This window comes from Nonomuraea sp. NPDC050663 (genome assembly GCF_044456985.1).
Lineage (GTDB): Bacteria > Actinomycetota > Actinomycetes > Streptosporangiales > Streptosporangiaceae > Nonomuraea.
The window spans coordinates 145503-164705 of the sequence record NZ_JBITGL010000015.1; the positions used below are offsets into that span (position 1 = coordinate 145503).

15 protein-coding genes are annotated in these 19203 nt (G+C 69.8%); 9 read left to right on the forward strand and 6 right to left on the reverse strand.

The genetic code is table 11. From position 1 onward, the window contains the following. Positions 1-68: 68 nt before the first annotated feature. The 3 genes from ACIBH1_RS36205 to ACIBH1_RS36215 form a co-directional block, all read right to left on the reverse strand. Positions 69-1226 carry a glycosyltransferase gene (locus ACIBH1_RS36205; RefSeq protein ID WP_397318527.1) on the reverse strand — a complete coding sequence of 386 codons (1158 nt, stop codon included), beginning with the start codon at positions 1224-1226 and terminating at the stop codon, positions 69-71. 137 nt (positions 1227-1363) lie between these two features. Further along, positions 1364-1921: a vitamin K epoxide reductase family protein gene (locus ACIBH1_RS36210; RefSeq protein WP_397318528.1), complete on the reverse strand. Its 558-nt coding sequence runs from the start codon at positions 1919-1921 to the stop codon at positions 1364-1366. Then, positions 1902-2597, reverse strand: coding sequence for a DsbA family protein (locus ACIBH1_RS36215; RefSeq protein ID WP_397318529.1), 696 nt, complete (start codon positions 2595-2597; stop codon positions 1902-1904). Before ACIBH1_RS36215 ends, ACIBH1_RS36210 begins: the two co-directional genes overlap by 20 nt. A 49-nt stretch (positions 2598-2646) precedes the next feature. Here ACIBH1_RS36215 and ACIBH1_RS36220 point away from each other — a divergent pair, with 49 nt between their 5' ends. Beyond that, entirely contained in the window at positions 2647-3012 is a 366-nt protein-coding gene (locus tag ACIBH1_RS36220; RefSeq protein ID WP_397318530.1) for a BlaI/MecI/CopY family transcriptional regulator, read from the forward strand. Beyond that, on the forward strand, positions 3009-3998 hold the full coding sequence (locus tag ACIBH1_RS36225) for a M56 family metallopeptidase (RefSeq protein WP_397318531.1): 990 nt from the start codon (positions 3009-3011) through the stop codon (positions 3996-3998). Before ACIBH1_RS36220 ends, ACIBH1_RS36225 begins: the two co-directional genes overlap by 4 nt. A gap of 11 nt (positions 3999-4009) precedes the next feature. On the opposite strand, the gene ACIBH1_RS36230 is transcribed toward ACIBH1_RS36225, so the two are convergent. Further along, the gene (locus ACIBH1_RS36230) at positions 4010-5035 is read right to left on the reverse strand and encodes a hypothetical protein (RefSeq protein ID WP_397318532.1); all 1026 of its coding nucleotides are present in this window, start codon (positions 5033-5035) and stop codon (positions 4010-4012) included. 134 nt (positions 5036-5169) lie between these two features. Here ACIBH1_RS36230 and ACIBH1_RS36235 point away from each other — a divergent pair, with 134 nt between their 5' ends. Both ACIBH1_RS36235 and ACIBH1_RS36240 read left to right on the forward strand, forming a co-directional pair. Further along, positions 5170-6024: a hypothetical protein gene (locus ACIBH1_RS36235; RefSeq protein WP_397318533.1), complete on the forward strand. Its 855-nt coding sequence runs from the start codon at positions 5170-5172 to the stop codon at positions 6022-6024. Positions 6025-6027: 3 nt separating this feature from the next. Then, positions 6028-10401 carry a hypothetical protein gene (locus ACIBH1_RS36240; RefSeq protein WP_397318534.1) on the forward strand — a complete coding sequence of 1458 codons (4374 nt, stop codon included), beginning with the start codon at positions 6028-6030 and terminating at the stop codon, positions 10399-10401. Here the strand turns inward: ACIBH1_RS36240 and ACIBH1_RS36245 are convergent. After that, positions 10374-11942 (reverse strand): ABC-F family ATP-binding cassette domain-containing protein, encoded by a 1569-nt coding sequence (locus tag ACIBH1_RS36245; RefSeq protein WP_397318535.1) that lies wholly within the window; start codon positions 11940-11942, stop codon positions 10374-10376. The two genes, ACIBH1_RS36240 and ACIBH1_RS36245, sit on opposite strands and share 28 nt — an antisense overlap. Before the next feature lie 166 nt (positions 11943-12108). Between ACIBH1_RS36245 and ACIBH1_RS36250 the strand changes: the two genes are divergently transcribed. Both ACIBH1_RS36250 and ACIBH1_RS36255 read left to right on the forward strand, forming a co-directional pair. After that, complete coding sequence (locus ACIBH1_RS36250; RefSeq protein WP_397318536.1) at positions 12109-13056, forward strand: ATP-binding cassette domain-containing protein; 948 nt, start codon at positions 12109-12111, stop codon at positions 13054-13056. After that, complete coding sequence (locus ACIBH1_RS36255) at positions 13053-13886, forward strand: ABC transporter permease (protein ID WP_397318537.1); 834 nt, start codon at positions 13053-13055, stop codon at positions 13884-13886. The genes ACIBH1_RS36250 and ACIBH1_RS36255 overlap by 4 nt, the downstream gene beginning before the upstream one ends. Before the next feature lie 3 nt (positions 13887-13889). Here ACIBH1_RS36255 and ACIBH1_RS36260 read toward each other — a convergent pair whose 3' ends face one another. Next, entirely contained in the window at positions 13890-16877 is a 2988-nt protein-coding gene (locus ACIBH1_RS36260; protein WP_397318538.1) for a BTAD domain-containing putative transcriptional regulator, read from the reverse strand. 36 nt (positions 16878-16913) lie between these two features. Here ACIBH1_RS36260 and ACIBH1_RS36265 point away from each other — a divergent pair, with 36 nt between their 5' ends. From ACIBH1_RS36265 to ACIBH1_RS36275, 3 genes are all read left to right on the forward strand, one after another. Then, positions 16914-17648: a LuxR C-terminal-related transcriptional regulator gene (locus ACIBH1_RS36265; RefSeq protein WP_397318540.1), complete on the forward strand. Its 735-nt coding sequence runs from the start codon at positions 16914-16916 to the stop codon at positions 17646-17648. 76 nt (positions 17649-17724) lie between these two features. Continuing rightward, complete coding sequence (locus ACIBH1_RS36270) at positions 17725-18294, forward strand: hypothetical protein (RefSeq protein ID WP_397318541.1); 570 nt, start codon at positions 17725-17727, stop codon at positions 18292-18294. Then, positions 18291-19136 (forward strand): NAD-dependent epimerase/dehydratase family protein, encoded by an 846-nt coding sequence (locus tag ACIBH1_RS36275; RefSeq protein ID WP_397318542.1) that lies wholly within the window; start codon positions 18291-18293, stop codon positions 19134-19136. Before ACIBH1_RS36270 ends, ACIBH1_RS36275 begins: the two co-directional genes overlap by 4 nt. The last annotated feature ends 67 nt before the right edge of the window (positions 19137-19203 follow it).

The following is a 19203-nucleotide window of genomic DNA, read 5'->3' on the forward strand; positions in this document are numbered from 1 at the left end:
GGGTAGCCTATCGAGCCAGGTCAGCGGCGGACGCCGTACTGGTGGCGGGCGCACTCGCCGCCCGGTTCTCACCGGAGGCGGAGGGCGGCCCTTCTGTGGTCCTCGCGGAGCTCGCCGGTCAGTCCCGAATACAGCCGGTCGATGCCGGCGACCAGGTTCGTGCGGCAGAAGCGGTCGGCGGTGTGCTGTTTGGCGCGGCGGCCGAGTCGCTTGCCGAGCAGTTCGTCGGTGAGCACGCGGATCGCGCGGGCGGCCAGGTCGGCGGGGTCGCGCCTGCCGAGCAGTCCGGTCTCGCCGTCGATGATCAATTCGGCGATGCTGCCGACGCGCGTGGAGACGACGGGCACGCCGTACTGTCCCGCCTCGATGAGGGCGGCGGGCATGCTCGTGTTGTCGGAGGTCATGAGCACGAGGTCGGCCGCGCTGAACACCAGGTGCGCGTCGGCGCGCCAGCCGAGCAGGTGCAGGTCGTGGGGGAGGGCGCGGCGCAGGACGCCGATCTGGTCGCCGTCGCCGCAGATCACGAAGTGGGTGGAGGGCAGGGTGCGGCGGATGATCCTGGCGGTCGCAGCGAACCGGTCGGGCCGGCGGATCCTGGTCACGCCGCCGACGTAGGCGACGACGGGCACGTCGGGGGGCAGCCCGAGCAGGCGGCGGGCGACGGCGCGGTCGGTGGCGGGCTGGGGTGGTTCGAGGCCGGGCGGCACCACGGTGTACTGCTCGCGCGCGCCGACGCCCGCGGCCAGCAGTTCGTGGCGCATCCGCTCGCTGACCGTGATCAGCCGGGCGGTGCGGCCCGCCAGCGCGCGCTCGGCCTGGATCATGGCCCTGATCTTCACCGGTGGCACGTGTCCGTGCGGGAAGTGGTCGTGGAAGCTGTGCACCCGGTACGGCACGCGCCCCGCGGCCAGGCGCCCGATGAGCCCGGCCTTGGTGGCGTGGGTGTGCACGATGTCGGGCCTGAACTCCTCGACGGCCTGCTTGAGGTCGCGGTAGGCGGTCAGGTCGTCCATGGGCCCGGCGCGCCTGCCGAGCTGCTCGATCCTGGTGGCGTCGACGTCGGGCGCGCACAGCTCCAGGTGGTCGGCCTCGCCCTGGGCGACGAAGCCGGTGTAGAGCCGTTGTTCGTAGCGTTCGGGGTCGAGATGGCGCATGAGGGCCGTGACCTGCTGGGCCGGTCCGCCTACGGTCATGCGGGAGATCACACGCAGCACACGGATCCTCATGTCCATCACTATCTGTGACGTCCTGCTCCGGTATCACGCCTCGCCGCCGCACTTTGATCATTTCATGGGTTAAGAGCAACCAGCGATCGGGCAGCCGAAGGGCATGCTCGGTCTCGTGACGATGATCGCCGCCTTCCTCAGAGCAGCCCGCTCCAGTACGACCAGAAGCGGATGAGGATCAGCGTGATGACCAGGAGGAACCACCCGACGAGCGGGAGCGTGTGGTAGACCATCGGCCGGGTGTTGCGCAGCGTGACGTACCAGAAGACGGGAACGGTGACCGCCCACACCACCATGCAGTAGGGGCACAGGGCGCCGATGACGTAGAGGCTCTGGTAGATCAGCCAGTGCACGAAGATCAGCCCGGCGGTGGCCCCGGCCTGCAGGCCGTACCAGAACCAGCGCGAGAAGCGTGCTCCGGCGAGCAGGGCCGCGCCAGCCGTGGCGACGACGGCGAAGCCGGCGACGCCGAGCAGCGGGTTGGGGAAGCCGAACAGTTCGGCCTGCCAGGTGCGCATGATCGAGCCGCACGACAGCACCGGGTTGATGCTGCACGTGGGCGTGTAGGAGGGGTCCTTGAGCAGGGCGATCTTCTCGACCGTCAGCACGAAGGAGGCGAGCACGCCGACCAGCCCGCCGGCCAGCAGCAGGCGCGGCAGGAGACGGGGGTAGGGCTCAGGCGTTGAGTGCGGCATCGATGGCGGCCTTGAACTCTTCCGCGGATCGGGGCTGGATCTTCTGGCCGTTGAGGAAGAACGTGGGGGTGCCCTCCACGCCGAGCGCGAGCCCGTCGTCGGCGTCCTGCTTGACCCTGGCCAGGGTGGCGGGGTCCTGGTAGGCCCTGTCCCAGGCCGCGACGTCGAGCTTGAGCTGCTCGGCGTAGCCGCGGAAGACGTGGTCGGCGGGCACCCGCTGCTCGGCCCAGTCGGTCTGCCGCTCGTACATGAGCTTGTACATGCCTTCGAACTGTCCCTGCCGGGCGGCGGCCTCGACGGCCCTGGCGGCGCGCTCGGCGTTGTAGTGGCTGGAGATCGGGAAGTAGCGGGCGATGAAGGTGACCTTGCCGGCGTACTCCTTGCGCAGTTCCTCGACGACCGGGAAGTAGGCGCGGCAGCCCTCGCACTCGAAGTCGAGGAACTCCACCAGCGTGACCTTGCCGTCGGCGGCCGTCTGCAGCCGGTGGCTGTCGGCGCGCACGAGCTGGGGGCCGCTGGGGCCCTCGCCCGGCCGGTTGATCAGGAAGAACGCGGCCAGGACGATCACGAACACGCCGATCACCGTCGTGGTCAGGGTGAGGTTCCTCTTGCGTGCCGCCCGCTGCTGTTGCTCGGCGCGCATGGCGGCGATCTTGTCGTGCCGGCTCTGCTTCATGCCCCTACTTCTACACCATGTAGAAGGACTTCTTCTATATGCTGTAGAAGTGAGGCTTGGCAATCTCGAACGTTCGATCATGGAGGTCCTCTGGGAGCACCCCGCGGGGTTGCTCGCCCAGGAGATCGCCGACCGGCTGCCCTCGGAGCCCGCCGTGACCACCGTGCTGACCGTCCTCGTACGGCTCACGCACAAGGGACTGGTCACCCGCGAGCAGGCCGGGCGAGCCCACCGCTACCTGGCCACGGGCGGCAAGGACTCCTTCGTCGCCGAGACCATGCGCGCCGCCCTCGACGAGGCGGGCAACGTCAGCGCGGCGGTCAACCGCTTCGTCGGCACCGTGTCGCCCGAGATAGCCGCGGCCCTGCGCGCCGCCCTGGAAGAACGACGTGACGACGGGAAGGCCTCACCGTGATCTGGTTCGTCGTCGCGGCACTCGGCGTGCTGCCCGCGCTCTTCTCCCGCCGCCTGGCCGCCGCCGCCTGGCCCCACCAGCACCCCCGCGCCGCCCTGGCCCTGTGGTTGTCCGTCGGCGTCTCCGCCGGGGTGGGCGCGATCAGCCTGGGCCTCATCGCCGCCGTCGCCCCGCTGGCCGCCGCCTTCCCGCACGGCATGCACGCCCTCACCCACCAGCTCCTCGACGGCCAGGGCCTGACCGGACTCGGCCCGCTCCACGTCGCCGCCCTCACCTGGTCGGCGGGGCTGCTGGCCTGGCTGCTCTGGCACACCGGCCGGGTCACCGCCCGCACCCTGGCCGAGCGCCGCCGCCAGCGCACCCTCATCGACCTGCTCGCCGTGCACTCCGCCGACCACGACGCCTACGTCCTGCCCGACGACGCGCCCGTCGCCTACTGCGTCTCCGGCCGGGTCGTGCTCAGCCGCGGCACCATCGACCTGCTCACCGAGCAGGAGCTGGCCGCGGTGCTCGCCCACGAGCGCGCCCACGCCCGCGGCCGCCACGACCTGCTCAGGCTGCCGTTCGTCGCGATCAGCCTCGCCTTCCCGCGGCTGAAGCCCGCCCGCGAGGCCGTCGAGGCGCTCCTGGAGATGCTCGCCGACGACCACGCCCGACGCCCGCACGGCGACCGGGTGCTCGCGGGCGCGATCGTCCAGATGATCAGCCCCGCCGCGAGCCCCGGCCTGGGCTTCGCCGACGGCGTGGTCGTGCAGCGCGTGGAGCGCCTGCTCACCGGCCTGGGCAAGAGCTCGCGCCTGATCCCCCTGGCCGCCTACACCGCCTCGGTCCTGCTGACCAGCGGCCCGGTCGCCGTCGCCGTGGCGCCGATCCTGTGCAGCGCCCGGATGCTCGACTGCGAGGGGCAGCGCACGATCGTCGTCGTCGGCTACCCCCCGCCCCACAGCCCGCGGCCAGCGTTGAGTCAGTTCAGGACGATCAGTTGACGTGACTCCGTTCAGAGTGGACCGGGCGCCAGCCCCCGCAACACCTGCCAGCGCAACAGGCGGGTGACGACCACGATGAGTAGCCACGCGGTGGGCATGTAGAGACAGAAGGCGCCCCACAACGGTCCCTGCTGCCCGGGCATGCCTAAGGAGGCAAACCAACCCAAGGCGACAGGAGACTCCTCGAAGAAGCCGAGGGCCGGCCCCGGCCACAGCCCTCTGAGCGCCGCGAGGTAGAGGATCAACCGGAAGAACCCGGGATGTCCGGCTGCCTTCAACTCGCAGGCGATCATCGCCAGTCCGGCCGCCAGGGGAAGATAGGCGGATTGAACGTAGGCGCCGGACAGTTCCTGGTCGATGGCCGGGTTGAGCAGGGTGTCCCGGACGGCCGCCGTCGTCCCGAGCACGGCCAGGAGGACCCCGGTGAAGGCGGCCGCGGTGAGCAGCCGGCTCAGCACTGAGAAGGCCATACGCGCTCTCGGTGGCAGCGACCGAGGCCTTGGCTGCTCATCCCAGGCTCCTGCCGAAACGCTGAGCATCCTGTTGCAGATCCCTATGACCACCACCAGCCACCAAGGGGTAGTGGACATCCATTCACCCGCTGCGACCAGCCACCGATGGGAGATTTCGGGCTGCGGAATGGTGGGTAGGCCCATTGCAGGTGTGGCGAACAAGCCGATCAAGAAGGCGCTGCGCATCCCGTGGGACCGCCTTCGGTCCCAGCGGATCGGCAGGACCGCCCTCAGAAGGCCGAACAGCGCGGCCAGCGGTGCGACAGCAGCGAAGAAGGCGCCGCCGTCAAGCCGCGTCCCCAATATGCTCGGGTCCAGCACCGGGACGGAAAGCCCGAATGCCGCGGAGACTTCCGGCACCCACTGCTGCACAGCGGTCTGCGATTGCGTCCCGATCCATCTCCAGACGAGCAGGCCAATCTGGCACCAGACGAGCAGCTCGGCAGTTGCCACCACCGTCAGGACGGCGCGTCGGCGCAACCAGGTGCCCGCGGTGAACAGTCGCGTCCTGATCCGCTCGTCCAAACGACTGAGTGGAAGTGGATCTAGCGGACTCGCCGGCCCTAATTGGGTCGGGTTGGAGGTCATCAGCCGCAGCTTCTCACGAATGCCAGCCCTCTGGCAGAATTTGTTCACCTCGGCAGGAAGGGGAGACGCTCGTGGCAGCGATCGTCGTCGTTCACGGCATCGCCCAAGAGCTCAAAGGCGAGCACCTCATGCGTGACCAGCTCCTCCCGGCGCTCCAGGATGGTGTCTCGCATGCCGGGGGGTCCATCGACGGTACGAGTGTGGCCTTTGCCGCTTACGGGCACCTGTTCCGACCGCCGGCCGAGGTCTTGGCGCCCGAGCCCTACTACACCGCTGCTGACGTCACCGAGGGTTACGAGCAGGAGTTGCTGCTCGCCTTGTGGAAGCACGGCGCCCAGGTAGACTTTCGAGTAGTGAGCCCCGATGACGAGGTGCTGGTCCGCACTCCGGTTTGGGCTCGAAGGGCCTTGGCAGCGCTGAGCCGCTCCCGGTTTCTCAGCGGCGTCGCCGAGCGTGCCTTTATCGGTGCGCTGAAGCAGGTGCGCGCCTATTTCGGGGATTTGACGGTGCGCGCGGCTGCACAGGAGTCGCTAGCCAAGCTCGTGGACGATGACACCCGCGTGGTTGTCGCGCATTCCCTTGGGTCCGTGGTTGCCTATGAGGCGCTCGCTGCTCACCCGGAATGGCCAGTGAAGAGCCTTGTCACCCTTGGTTCTCCGCTCGGCCTCCCTAACCTGATCTTCGACCGGCTGACCCCGGCACCCACTCCTGGCCCGCCCGTGCGCGGAGCCTGGCCTGGCGCTGTGGAGCAGTGGACCAATATTGCCGATCGCGGGGATATCGTCGCCGTAGTGGAAGATCTGCGCCTTGCCTTTGGTGAGCGGGTGCGACAGATCCGCGTGCACAACGGCCCTCATGCGCACGATGCGCAGCCTTACCTCAGCGACCGCGTCACGGGAGAAGCGATCCTCGCCGGGCTGGGATAGCCCATGGGAGTTACGAAACGACATTTCCTGATCGCCACGGGGGTAACCACCGGTCTCCAGCGAACCGCCGGCGACATCGTCAGGTCAGTCGATCGCATGGCTCAACTGTTCATCGACACGTTCGGCTACACCCGCATGGAGGGCCTGGGCATCGACCCCGAGGCGCAGGCCATGAGGCGTGAGCTACGCAGGTTCTGTAAGAGCCGGCGGCCGGACGATCTGGTCGTGCTCTACCACACGGGCCATGCGGACCTGGTACATGATCGCCAGCATCGGTTGTGGATGGGTGACACAGAGGACGATCTAGCTGACACGATCAGCACTTCCGACCTGGCCGAGCTCATGCTGTCAGGGACGCCGTTACAGCAGGCCTTGATCATCATCGACACATGTCACGCCGGGGCAGGTGGCGCCGAGGCGATGCTTGCTGCGATGCGAGCTATGGGACCCGACGACAAGACCCTGGCGGTCATCACTGCGGCTCACCCGGTAGAGCAGATCCGTGCAGGGGAGTTCGCCCGGCTTTTCGCTGACGCCGTAAACGGGCTGGCCTCAGGCGGCTACACACCCTCGCACCTGGCCATCGGCTCGGTAGTCGGCTGCATCAACAATGACCCAAGCAGGAAGCCGAGCCAGACTGTGGCGCACAGTGTGCTGCTCGACCGGTCGGACGAGGCTCCCTTCTTCCCGAATCCCCGTCACAACCCCGCGCTGAACGGTCTGGACCTGTTCACGCAGTACCGCCTCGAACAGCGTGAGCTACGTGTGCAGGATCTGCTGGGGCACTTTCTGCCCCGCGCTAGAGGCGTGGAACTGCCAACCGAACAGGCCTGGAGGTTTCAGGGGAGACGGAGCGCGCTCACCGAGCTGGTGAGCTGGCTGGGCAATTCAAATGATCACCGTGCTCGGATCGTCACCGGCCATCCTGGGTCGGGCAAGTCTGCACTCATCGGCAGACTGGTGGTCCTGAGCGATCCCGACTGGCGACGTAGCGTTCCTCTGGAGGGCGTCGCCGAGCCCTCGGTGCCTGAGTGCGGTGCGATCGGCGCTGCCATCCACGCGCGCGGACTGACGGGTGCCGAGGTGCTCGAGAGCATCTGCGCCGCGGTTGGGATCGCTCCGACGAGCGTGGAGAAGCTGGTCCAGACCGCCGCCGGGCGGCCGGGTCTGGTCGTTGTGGTCGACGCTGTAGACGAGGCGGTGGATCCCGCCCGGCTGGCAGACCTGGTCCTGCGCCCGATCATGGACTCCTCGGACGTCAATGGCATCCGATTGTTGCTGGGTACCCGCCGCCACCTGCTCGCCACCCTCGGCAGTTCAGCGGAGGTGATCGACTTGGATGGAGATCATGCCGATCCAGCAAGTCTGAAGCAGTATTCCGAATGCGTCCTCGTGGAGGCTCATCCGCTGTCGCCTTACCGCTTCGCCGACCCGGGTCTGGTGGGAGCGGTAGCCGAGGCGGTTGCGCAGGCGGCGGGTCACTCTTTCCTGGTCGCGCTCATCCTGTCGCGGACCCTCGCATCCTTGCCCGGATTGCCGGACCCAGCGGATCTGCGCTGGCGCGCCGCATTGCCAGGAAGCGCTGCCGAGGCCATGCGCCATGACCTGGAGATGCGACTGGGCCTTGACGCCAAGCGGGCGCGTGAGCTTCTGACCCCGTTGGCCTTCTCTCACGGCGCGGGTTTCCCATGGGAGGACCTGTGGGCGCCATTGGCTGCGCGGCTGAGCGGATACCCCTACAGCGACGCGGACCTCGTTTGGTTGCGTAAGACCGCCGGTGCCTACGTTGTCGAGACCGTGGATGCGGGCCGTTCGGTCTATCGGCTGTATCACATGGCACTGGCCGAATACCTGCGTCAGAGCTGCGACGAGATGCAGGTACGAGCGCGCTTTTTGGCCTTTCTGCTTGACCGGGTGCCGCGCGGGGAGGGTGGGGCACTCGACTGGGCTCGGGCGCACCCCTACATCCGCGCCCATCTGGCCACCCATGCGGTGGACACGGGAGGCGGAGCAATCGACAGCCTGCTCACTGACCCCGGTTACCTCGTCTCAGCCGCGCCCACGGCGGTACTGGCGGCACTGCCGCATGTGCGCTGGGCGCAGGGGGCCGCAGCCGCCTACCAGCGTGCGCTGCATCATCTGCGGTCCAAGACGCGCAGCGAGCACCTGTCCTACTTGGAGCTGGCGGCTCACCGGGCCGGCGCCACCGAGCTGGCGCGCCGCTGCGCTGAGACTTCAGGACAGCGCAACTGGTCGGCGCTCTGGGCTCAGTGGCCGGCTGAGCATCCACACCGTGTCCTCAGTGGTCACACCGGACCTGTCACCGACGTGCGCTGTATTGAGGGCTCGGAGGCGACCACGGAAGCTGTAACCGTCGGACTCGACGCCACGATCCGGCGCTGGAACCTTCTGACGTGCGAGCCGGTGGCCGAGTACGAGTTCGGCGTCCAGGCGCTCAGCGCCATGATCGACTCGAGCGCCCGCCGAGCCGTGGTCCTCGAGGACTCGTGCAATTTCTCTGTTTGGGATCTGGGCACTGGCAAGCGGCTGGTCCGAGTCGCCTCCGCCGCGATCTCACGAGGCCTGTTCGACCTCTGGCGTGTGTTGAGCCCGCGGATCGACCTCCTCAACCTGCCCGCAGGCGAGGCTGTAATCACCGCAGGCCGTGGGCTCAGACCGGCGGTGTGGGACCTGGAGACGGGGGCCAAACGCGCGAAACTCCCCTCCCGGGTACGAAGGGGTCGGATCGAGTCGCTCCAGCTAACCAGTGAACGTGCCGCGTTGCGCTGGTCGGAGGAGCACGGCCACGATCCCGAACTCTGGGATCCCGAGAGCGGGCGAACCCTACCTTCGGCATGGGCGCGCAAGCGTTGGTTAGCGCGCATCAAGTACTTCGGCCTGCCCGACGGCCCGCCCTTGATCGCGGTGATCATCGGTCGGTTCAGCATCACGACCTCGGCCGGCTTCTGGGAACTCGCCACTGATCGGTTGCTTTGGCGCCAGTCGCTCAGGAAGCCGGGTGAGCACGTTCTTACGGACGGCAGGCGTCTCAAGCTGATGGTCAGGGTTCCTCAGGAAGGCCATGAGACCAGAAGCCTCGACCGGTGGAGTCAGCTGAGGCTGACCGACGACGCCGTCGTCAGCCAGGAAGAGCGCAAAGCCGCCGAGAGGGAGGCGATCCTCCTCCTGGACGAGGTCGAGCTCGTAGACCTGAGCCAGCCCCAGCGGTCGCCACGACAGGCTCAGAACACCCTTCAATTGGATGATGTACGGCTCAGCGGTCACACCGACGTGGTCACCGCCTTTGACCGAGGCGTTCTCCCCGGAGGTCGGCGTATCGTAGTGACCAGCAGCAGGGACGGCACGGCCCGGCTGTGGGAGCTGGACGAGCAGGAGCCTGGCGAGAGCTCAGGCAACTACGCAGTCGGCACGAGCGTGATCGCCTACCGTCGATCGGACGGCTGGCAGGGTCTCGTCCATCTGCAAGACCAATTCGAGGACAGTGTTTTTGCCTCATGGCACCTCGACAGCGGGAAGCGCGGTACGCCCTTCTGGTTGAGGACGCTGGCCAGCTGTCATACGCTCGTTGGCGACTCCGTGTTGCTCACCTTCGGAATAGATCACGACGGGATGCTGCACAATCTCGCCAGCGGCGAGTTCGTAGCCTGGTTCTACGCCGATCCAGCGAACTGGCCGGTGGCGGCTGCCGCAGCCGAGGTGCCGGGCGTGACCACTCTGGCGGTGACAGGCGGTCATGAGTCCCGCGCCCTGGTGTGGGATATACGGACCGGCCAGTTGAAGAAGATCCTCAAGGGTCACTCCTCACGGGTGGGAGCTGTGGCTACGGGCCGGACTCCCGACGGTACGGTTGTGGCGGTGCTGGGTGGCGACGACTTTCGCTTGACCGTCTGGGACCTGGCTCGACTTGGTCGCAGGTCCTCCACACGCCTGCTGCGCCCCTGGCAGTGGATCAAGCGTGTTTGGTCGCACCGGGTTGGCATCGACCACGTTGCCATCGGTGTGCACCAGGGTGAGTCGTTGATCGCGGTGCTTGTTGGCGACCAGATCCGCCTGTTGCGAGGCAGGGCCGACGGCACGAGGTACAGGCAGGTTGGAGTCATCCCTGGAGCCGTCGCCTTCGACCTGACCGAACGCGACGGCACCTGCTGGGTGATTGTCGCCACGGCCGGCAAGCAGGTCGAGGCGTGGGAGCCGACAGGTAGCGAGCCGACGGTCAGGATCGATGTCGAGGCCGACATCCATGACATCGCTGCCACGCCCGCGGGGCATGTATTTCTGGCGACTGCCAATGGTCTGGCCACACTAGGCTTGCTACGGATCGGCCTGGCTCAGTCGAGCGCCACCAGCTCCCGGTAGTCGTCGTTCCACAGGTCCTCGAAGCCGTCGGGCAACATCAGCACCCCATCGGGACGCAACGCGTCGACCGCGCCCTCGTCGTGCGTGACCATCACCATCGCCCCCGGATAGGCGCCGATGGCGCCCAGCACCTCGTCGCGCGAGGCCGGGTCGAGGTTGTTGGTCGGCTCGTCGAGCAGCAGCACGTTGGCCGCCGAGTGCACCAGGCCGGCCAGCGCCAGCCGGGTCTTCTCGCCGCCCGACAGCACCCCCACCGGCTTGTCGGCGTCGTCGCCGCTGAACAGGAACGCGCCGAGCACGCTGCGCACCTCGGCGTCGGTCAGGTGGGCAGCACCCGCCGCCAGGCTCTGCCGTACGGTGTGGGCCGGGTCGAGGGTCTCGTGCTCCTGGGCGAAGTAGCCCAGGCGCAGGCCGTGGCCGTGCACGACGCGCCCGCTGTCGGGCTGCTCGTGACCGGCCAGCAGCCTGAGCAGGGTGGTCTTGCCCGCGCCGTTGAGCCCGAGGATGACCAGGCGGCTGCCGCGGTCGACGGCGAGGTCGACGCCCGACAGCACCTGGCGCGAGCCATACGACTTGTGCAGGCTGACCGCGCCGAGCGGCATGCGGCCGCATGGAGCCGGGTCGGGCAGCCGCACGCGGGCGACCTTCTGGGTGCGGCGCGCGGGCTCGACCGACGCGAGCATGCGGTCGGCGCGGCGGGCCATGTCGCGCGCCCGCGTCGCGGTCGACACCCTGGCGCGCATCTTGCCGGCCTGGGCGTGCAGCGAGGCCGCCTTCCGCTCGGCGTTGACGCGCTCCCTGGTGCGGCGGCGCTCGTCGGCGTCGCGCTGCTCCAGGTAGGTGCTCCAACCGGTGTTGTGGATGTCGATGGCGGCCCGTGACGGGTCGAGGTGGAAGACCCGGTTGACCACCTCGCCGAGCAGCGAGACGTCGTGGCTGATGACGATGAGCCCGCCCTGGTGGCCCTTGAGGAACGACTTCAGCCACGACACCGAGTCGGCGTCGAGGTGGTTGGTGGGCTCGTCGAGCAGCAGCGTGCCGTGGCCGCCGAACAGGATGCGGGCCAGCTCGACCCGGCGCCGCTGGCCGCCCGACAGGGTGCCGACCGGCTGGTCGAGGGCGTGCGCGGGCAGGCCGACGCCGTCGGCGACGCGCGCCGCCTCGGCCTCGGCCGCGTAGCCGCCCGCGGCCTGGAAGGCGGCCTCGGCGCGGACGTAGGCGCCCATGTCCATGTCGCGCTCGGCCCGCCGCATGGCGCGGACGGCCGTGTCCATGCCGCGGGCCGACAGGATGCGGTCGGTGACGGACTGGGCCGGGTCGGCGGCCTTGGGGTCCTGCGGCAGGTAGCCGACGTCGGTGGTGGCCACGACGCTGCCCTCGGCGGGCTGCAGCAGGCCGGCGAGGGTGGCCATGAGGGTGGTCTTGCCCGCTCCGTTGCGGCCCACGAGGCCGATGCGGTCACCCGGGGAGACGTGGAAGTCGAGGCCGGAGAGGAGGAGACGGGCGCCGACGCGAATGCCGGCACCGCGAACGGTGATCATGATGTGACGCTCCGTGAAGTCTTGGGGACACAGGTCTGGCGCGAAGGCGGGTGACCTGGGTCAAGACATCAGGGGCGTAGACATGTCAGCCAGCTTACGTGGCGCTGTCGGCCGCTGTCAGCTCGATATCTGCCTGCTGTCAGCGGCCCCCGCCACAGTAAGGGACATGACGAACGCGATCACAGCCGAAGGGCTGGTCAAGAGGTACGGCGACATGACAGCGCTGGCCGGGGTGGATCTGGAGGTCCCCGCCGGCAAGGTGATCGGGGTCCTGGGCCCGAACGGCGCGGGCAAGACCACGATGGTCAGGATCCTGGGGACGCTGCTGCGGCCCGACGCGGGCCGCGCGACGGTCTACGGGCACGACGTGGTGAAGGACCCGGTGCGGGTCCGCCAGCTGATCGGCCTCACCGGTCAGTACGCCTCGGTGGACGAGACCCTGACCGGCACCGAGAACCTGATCCTGCTGGGCCGGTTGCTGAACCTGTCGAAGCGGCAGGCCAAGGCCCGCGCCGGGGAGCTGCTTGAGAGGTTCGAGCTGACCGAGGCGGCCACCCGCCCGATCGCCACCTTCTCGGGAGGCATGCGCCGCCGCCTGGACCTGGCGGCCAGCCTGGTGGGCAGCCCCAAGGTGCTCTACCTGGACGAGCCGACCACCGGCCTGGACCCGCACACCCGCAACGAGTTGTGGCAGGTGGTCCGCGACCTGGTCGCCGGCGGCGCCACGGTCCTGCTGACCACGCAGTACCTGGAGGAGGCCGACCAGCTGGCCGACCGCATCACCGTGATCGACAAGGGCAAGGTGGTGGCCGAGGGCCGCCCCGGCGAGCTGAAGCGCCGCATCGGCGGCCAGATCCTCCAGGTGCGTCCCACGCTCCCGAGCGACATCGACGCCGTCGCCGGGATCCTCGCCGAACTGACCGGCCACACGCCGCAGCGCGACGAGAACACCGGAGTCCTGAGCGTCCCCGCGGCCGACCAGCTGCTGGTCTCCGCGCTGGTCCGCCGCCTGGACGGGGCCGCCATCGCCGCCGACGAACTGGGCCTGCGCCTGCCCAGCCTCGACGAAGTCTTCCTGGCGCTGACCAACGTCGCCGAGAGGAAAGTGGCATGAGCACCCAGACGATCGACACCCCCGTGACCTCCCACCGCCTGCCGACCGCGCCCCTGCGCCTGGGTCTGGTCCAGGGAGTACGGCACAGCCTGGCCCTGGCGGGCCGTAACGTCACCAAGTTCGTCAGGTCGCCCATCTCCGTGGTGGACGTGGTCCTGACCCCCGTCATCTCCCTGCTGATGTTCGTCTACCTCTTCGGAGGCGCGATCGCCGGCGGTGACACCGACGGCTACGTCCAGATGATCGTCCCCGGCGTCATGGTGATGGCGGTCTTCCAGGCCAGCATCGGCATCGGCGTCTCGCTCACCACCGACGCGAGCACCGGGATGTTCGACCGCTTCCGCAGCATGCCGATCGGCCGGTCGGTGCCGCTCATCGGCGCTGTGCTCGCGGACGTGGTGCGCTACGTGATCTGCCTGGCGACCCTGCTGATCCTTGCCTACATCATGGGCTACCGCATCGACACCAACCCGATCGCCACCCTGGCCGCCATCGCCTTCCTGGTCGGCTTCGCGCTCAGCTTCGCCTGGATGTCGGTCTTCCTCGGCATGCTGGTCAAGTCGCCCACCACCGTGCAGGGCCTGATGACCATCGTGGTGCTGCCGCTGACCTTCGCCAGCAACGTGTTCGTGCCCACCCAGACCATGCCCGGCTGGCTGCAGGCCTGGTCGAGCGTCAACCCGGTCAGCCTGGTGGCCGACGTGTCCCGCGGCCTGCTCAACGGCGGCGACGTCGCCGGACCGGCGCTCGGCTCGCTGGCCTGGATGGCCGGCATGATCGTGGTCTTCTTCCCCCTGGCCATGCGGGCCTACCGGAGGAACAACGGATGACCCTCAGACGATGGAACCGGCTGACACCGTCAGCCGGTCTATCGCTGTCTGGCGGGGCATCTCGGTGCCGCGCCTGAACGCCTCCTCGAACCCCGCCAGCCGTTCCAGCAGCCCGGTCAGCTCCGGCTCGCCGTAGTCGAAGGCGCCGCGGATGGCCGCGCTCATCCCCAGCGACTCGGCCGCCTCCTCGGGCCTGTCCTCCAGGGCCAGCACCCCGGCCTGCAGTTCGGCCGCCCAGGCCAGCCCGTTGCTGTATCCGCCTTCGATCTGCGGGGCGACCGCGAGCGGCAGCAGCCGCCTGGCCTCCTCCGCTTCGCCCTCGGCCAGCCGGTTCTCCAGCCGGGTGCTCACGATCAGGTCGCCGGTCAGCTCTTTCGGCAGCGACTCCAACCGGTCCAGGGTCTGGTTGGCCAGGTCCAGCTCACCCGAGAGCCGCTGGACGTTGGCCAGGCCGACCAGGATGTTGACCTCCAGCCGCCGGTGGCCGCGTTCGGTGGCCTGACGGTAGGCGGACTGGATGTCGCGCAGCGCCCCTTCCAGGTCGCCGCTTCGCCTGCGCTCCCTGGCCAGCCTCGCCCGGCACAGGTACAGGTAGTCCTCGGTGCCCAGCTCGGTGCTGAGCATCGCCGCCCGTTCGAGCAGCGCGAGGGCCGGGCCGTACTCCGCCTTGAGCGAGTGGTTGCGCGCCACCGGCAGCAGGCTCATCACCAGCCCCCAGCGGTCGCCCGCCTCCTCGAAGCCGCGCAGCGCCTCCAGCCCGCTGCGGAGCACGCCCTGCTCGGCCAGGACGAAGTCCTGCTCCCAGTGCGCGCTGGCCCGCACCCACGGGTCCTGCGATCGCAGCGCCTGCTCCAGGTCGGCGTGGTCGTCCGACAACGCCAGCTCGGCCATGCGCATCAGCGGCCGCGCGGGGTGGAACTCCCGTGCGCCGGCCGAGTCCAGGCCTGCCCTGGCGCCGACGACGCCGAACGCCTCTCGCACCTGCGACGGCAGGGCGTGGCCGTACTCCAGGAAGCTCTCGAACTGGCTGCTCAGCCCGCGAAGGCCCCAGTACCAGAACATCGCGCCGACGAAGCGCGCGCTCGGAGCGGTGCGCAGCGCGTGGATCAGGTTGTCGTACTCCGCCTCGAAGAAGGAGATCGCCCGCAGCTGCTCGCCGGTGCGCAGCAGCGGCTCGTGTTCCTCCGCGAGCGCCAGGAAGTGGTCGTGGAAGCGGGCTGTCAGATCCTCGGTGCGCTTGGTCGCGCAGAACGCCCTGACCGTCTCCAGCATGCGATAACGCTCGCCGTCGTGCGTGACCAGCGATTTCTCCACCAGCGAGCCCGCGACGTAGAGCACGTCGTCGGCGGGGAGCCGCTCGTCGGCGCAGACGGCTTCGAGGCTCTCCAGGGTCGCGCCGCCGGGGAAGGCCGAGAGCCTGCTCGCGAGGAGCTGTTCGAGGTCGTCGAGCAGGTCCCAGCTCCATTCGACCACAGCCAGCAGGGTGCGCTGGCGGGGGAGCGCGGTGCGGCTGCCCGAGGTCAGCAGGCGGAAGCGGTCGTCGAGGCGGCGGGCGATCTGCCCCACGTTCATGGCGCGCAGCTTGGCGGCGGCCAGTTCCAGGGCCAGCGGCAGCCCGTCGAGCCGCCAGCAGATCTCCACCACCGGTTCGACGGTCTCCGCGTCGAGCGTGAAGTCGGGCCGCACCCCGGCGGCGCGTTCCACGAAGAGGCGGACGGCCGCCGACTGCGCCGCCTCGGCGGGCGTGCTCGGCAGCTCCAGCGGGCCCAGGTGGCACAGCGCCTCGCCGATGATGGCCAGCGGCTCCCGGCTGGTGGCCAGGATGCGCAGTTCCGGCCGTCTGGCCAGGAGCTGCTCGGCCAGCTCGGCGGCGGCCTCGACCAGGTGCTCGCAGTTGTCCAGGACCAGGACGGCCTCGCCGACGTCGAGCAGCTGGGCGATGCGGTCGGCATGGGTGCCGCCGGCGGAGCCGCTTTCGTCCAGGGAGCTGAGCGCGCTCAGCACGGTGTCGCCGAGCTGGTCGGGCGCGCCGACGCCGGCCAGGCCGACGAACCACACACGGCCGCGCTCGTGGGCGGGGTGCCGGCCGGCCGCCTCCAGCGCCAGCCTGGTCTTGCCCGCTCCGCCGGGGCCGACCACGGTCACCAGGCGCGACGAGCCCAGGAGCCCGGCCAGCTGCCCGAGCTCGCGCTCACGGCCGACGAAGCTGGTGAGCCGGGCGGGGAGCCTGCTGGGCACCGCCTGGGCCTGGGCGACGGGCCGTTCCAGCTCGCCGCGCAGCAGGGCCAGGTGGACCTCCTGGATGGCGGGCGAGGGGTCGACGCCCAGCTCGTCGCCCAGCCGGTCGCGGATCTCGGCATAGGCGGTCAGGGCGTCGGACTGCCGTCCGGCCGCCGCCAGGGCGCGCATGCGCAGCTCGGCCAGGCGTTCGCTCAGTGGGTGCTCGATCGCGGCGGCGTTCAGGTCGGGCAGCACCTCCGCGTGCCTGCCCAGCCTGACCTCGGCGTCGAAGCTGTCCTCCAGTGCGGAGGCGCGCAGGTCGGCGAGCCGGGTGGCGACGGGTCCGGCGAAGGGCGCCTCCTGGACGTCGGCCAGCGCCGGTCCGCGCCACAACCCGAGGGCCTGGGCCAGCGTGGCGGCCGCTTCCTGGGGCCGCCCGGCCGCCAGGTCGCGTCGCCCGCGCGCGGCCAGCTCCTCGAACCGCCGCACGTCGCTCTCGCCCAGCACCCGGTAGCCGCCCGCGACCAGCTCGACGGCGCCCGCGCCGCCCAGGGCCCTGCGCAGCCGGGAGACCAGGCCCTGCAACGCGCTGACGGCCCCGGCCGGTGCTTCCTCGCCCCACAGATCGTCGATCAGCGACTCCGCGGACACGGGACGGCCGGCCTCCAGGACCAGCCGGGCCAGCAGCATGCGCAGCCGTGCCCCGCCGATGTCGATCGGGGTGGTGTCGTCCGAGAGAGCCTGAACCGGGCCAAGAAGGGAGAACCGCACCGAGAAAGCCTCGCATAATGGGGCATACTTCTTGAGGTGGAGTATGAGGATGACCTGGCCAGACGCCTCGAGGAGATGCTGGAGGAGCTGCGCGGCATCACGACGATCCACCGCGAGGTCCAGCTGGTCTCCGACAACCTGGCCGTCGGGAAACTCGCCGTGGACCTGGCGCAGACCGCGCAGGAACTGCGCGCCATGCACGCGGGCGGCCCCACGCACCAGGGCCGGGTCGAGCGGGCCAACCGGGGCCAGGTGCTCGACGCGCTGCGCCGCGGCATGAAGATGCGCACCATCGTGCACGAGAGCCTGCTGCGCGACCCCGTGCGGCTCGACCGCGTCCGCACCCTGCACGCCGCCGGCGACGAGCACCGGGTCATCGCCGAGCAGGTCCAGCAGATGCTGATCTTCGATTGCGCCGTGGCGATCCTGCGCCTGGCCCCCGTGGCGGGATCGCCCGGAGCCCTGGTCATCCGGCAGCAGGGCATCCTGGCCGCCCTCATCGACCTGTTCGAGCAGACCTGGGCCAGGTCGACGGAGGTCACCGAGATGCTCAAGCCGGTCCAGCGGCTCAGCGCCCGCGAGCTGGAAGTGCTGGCCCTCATCGCGGAGGGCCGCTCCAACGGCGCGATCGGGCGCGCGTTGTCGATCTCCGAGGCGGCCGTCGGCAAGCACGTGGCGAGCATCTTCACCAAGCTGGAGATCCCCGCCACCCCTGACGACAACCGGCGGGTGCTGGCCGCGGCGGCCTTCCTCAAGGGCGTCGCGGGGTAGGGCCAGGCCTACCCGGACCTCGCCCCAGCCCCCGCGCGACGGAAGATTCGGCCCGGCTTCAATGGGCGGTATGCACATGAACGGAATGTTGGTGGGCGCCGTGTTCGGCGCGGTCTTCGTCGTCGTGAACGCGGGTGAGCCCCTGGACCCTGCGGTGGTGACCGTCCTGCGGATCGCCGCCATCGCGGCCGCGGCGAGCGTCCTGGTGATGTGGTTCCTGGCCGTACGGCAGGCGCGCACGGGAGCGGCACCCTCGCAGCCGCGGCGCACCTTCTTCACCAAGGGCTACTGGTGGGCCGTCATCGCCGAGGTGATCCTGCTGATCGGCGGCATCAGGGTGCTCGGCGCCATGGGCGTGCCCGCCGAGGTGAACGTGGCCTGGGTAGCGCTCGTTGTGGGCCTGCACTTCGTGCCCATCGCGATCTCCTGGAAGGAGCCGCGCCTGTACGTGCCGGCGGCGGTTCTCAGCCTCCTCGGCGTGGCCGGGTTCGCCGTGGCGGCCCTGGGTGCGGTGGCCTGGGTGCCTGTCGTCAGCGGCGTGTTGTCGGGGGTGATCATGCTGGCCGCCACCGTGGGCGTCTCGGTGCGCGGCCTTCGCCCGGCGGTTGTCACATCCGGGGAGGCCCGCTCGTCAGGTCCACTATGAGAATTCTGCTCGCGGGCGCCACGGGGGCCATCGGCCGTCCGCTCACCAGGTTGCTGTCCACCGCCGGGCACGAGGTGCTCGCCCTCTCCCGCAGCGACAGGTCGGCCGCGGCCGCCCGTGACCTGGGTGCCCGGCCGGTCATGGCCGACGCCATGGACCGCGACGGGCTCCTGCGAGCCGTCGACGGCATGAGCGCCGACGCGGTCATCCACGAGCTGACCGCGCTGAAGGCGCCCAAGCGCACGCTGACCCCCGACGACCCCAGCACCCGGCTGCGTGTGGAGGGCACCGCCCACCTGCTGGAGGCCGCCAAGGTACTCGGCGCCGACCGGTTCCTCACGCAGTCGCTGGTCCTGGGGTACGGCTACGCCGACCACGGCTCCCGCGTCTTCACCGAGGACGACCCGTTCGGCGTCAAGCACGGCAACCCCGGCGACATCGTCGTCGACGGGCTGGTCTCGACCGAGGAGCAGGCTCTCGCCGCGGGCGGCATCGCGCTGCGCTACGGCGTCTTCCACGGTCCGGGCACGTGGTTCGACCCCGCCCCTGGCGCCAGGCCGACGCCGGTGCCGCGCGGCGGTGGCGGGACGGTCCCGTGGGTCCACGTCGACGACGCGGCGGCGGCCACCGTGGCGGCCCTGGAACGCGGGCGCGGCGGGCAGGCCTACAACATCGTCGACCGCCGCCACGCGACGTGGGGGGAGCGCGAGCGGGCGTTGCGGTTGCCCGGTTGGATGCTCCGCCTCATGGTCCCCTACCTGGGCACCCTGATGATCGACACCACCCTGCGGGTCTCAGGGAAGAAGGCGGAACGCGAACTGGACTGGACGCCACGCCTGTGACGTAGCTCACATCGAGGCCATGTCACTTTCGCCGTCACACGTTACGTCCTCTGGGTCAAACACCTAG

Excerpts from the sequence above, each read along its gene's own strand:
- ACIBH1_RS36255 (WP_397318537.1), top strand. The coding sequence starts at position 13,053 with ATGAGCACCCAGACGATCGACACCCCCGTGACCTCCCACCGCCTGCCG.
- ACIBH1_RS36245 (WP_397318535.1), bottom strand. The coding sequence starts at position 11,942 with ATGATCACCGTTCGCGGTGCCGGCATTCGCGTCGGCGCCCGTCTCCTC.
- ACIBH1_RS36210 (WP_397318528.1), bottom strand. The coding sequence starts at position 1,921 with ATGCCGCACTCAACGCCTGAGCCCTACCCCCGTCTCCTGCCGCGCCTG.
- ACIBH1_RS36250 (WP_397318536.1), top strand. The coding sequence starts at position 12,109 with ATGACGAACGCGATCACAGCCGAAGGGCTGGTCAAGAGGTACGGCGAC.
- ACIBH1_RS36205 (WP_397318527.1), bottom strand. The coding sequence starts at position 1,226 with ATGAGGATCCGTGTGCTGCGTGTGATCTCCCGCATGACCGTAGGCGGA.
- ACIBH1_RS36240 (WP_397318534.1), top strand. The coding sequence starts at position 6,028 with ATGGGAGTTACGAAACGACATTTCCTGATCGCCACGGGGGTAACCACC.
- ACIBH1_RS36275 (WP_397318542.1), top strand. The coding sequence starts at position 18,291 with ATGAGAATTCTGCTCGCGGGCGCCACGGGGGCCATCGGCCGTCCGCTC.
- ACIBH1_RS36215 (WP_397318529.1), bottom strand. The coding sequence starts at position 2,597 with ATGAAGCAGAGCCGGCACGACAAGATCGCCGCCATGCGCGCCGAGCAA.
- ACIBH1_RS36270 (WP_397318541.1), top strand. The coding sequence starts at position 17,725 with ATGAACGGAATGTTGGTGGGCGCCGTGTTCGGCGCGGTCTTCGTCGTC.